Genomic DNA, 619 nt, shown 5'->3' with positions numbered 1-619 from the left:
CACAAATGCAATCTGGCAGTCAGCGGACTGTGATGGTGATGGAGTGAGCAACGGTGATGAGTTCACCAACGGTACCGACCCATACAGCAACCCTGGTGATACGGACGGTGATGGTATTGACGATGACAATGAGACCAATGACGGTACGGACTTAAACGACCCATGTGACCCAATGCAGGCTGCGGGCTATACAGGCTATGATAACACAAATGCGATCTGGCAAGCAGCGGACTGTGACGGTGATGGTGTAATCAATGGTGATGAGTTCACCAACGGTACCGACCCATACAGCAATCCAGGTGATACGGACGGTGATGGTATCGATGATGATACTGAGACTACAAATGGAACTGATCCTAACGACCCATGTGACCCAATGCAACCAGCAGGTTATACTGGTTATGATAGCACAAATACAATATGGCAGACAGCGGACTGTGATGGTGATGGAGTGAGCAACGGTGATGAGTTCACCAATGGTACAGACCCATACAGTAACCCGGGTGATACGGACGGTGATGGTATCGATGATGACAATGAGATCAATGACGGTACGGACTTAAACGACCCATGTGACCCAATGCAACCAGCAGGTTACACAGGCTATGATAGCACAAAT

At 49.1% G+C, this 619-nt stretch carries 1 pseudogene; it reads left to right on the top strand.

From position 1 onward, the window contains the following. Window positions 1-619 (top strand): annotated as a pseudogene (locus tag ACFEMA_RS14730) (hypothetical protein); the annotation flags it as partial.

It is taken from the genome of Winogradskyella sp. A3E31 (assembly GCF_046720935.1).
In the GTDB taxonomy this organism is placed as follows: domain Bacteria; phylum Bacteroidota; class Bacteroidia; order Flavobacteriales; family Flavobacteriaceae; genus Winogradskyella.
This window is presented reverse-complemented; position numbering and strand designations above follow the sequence as displayed.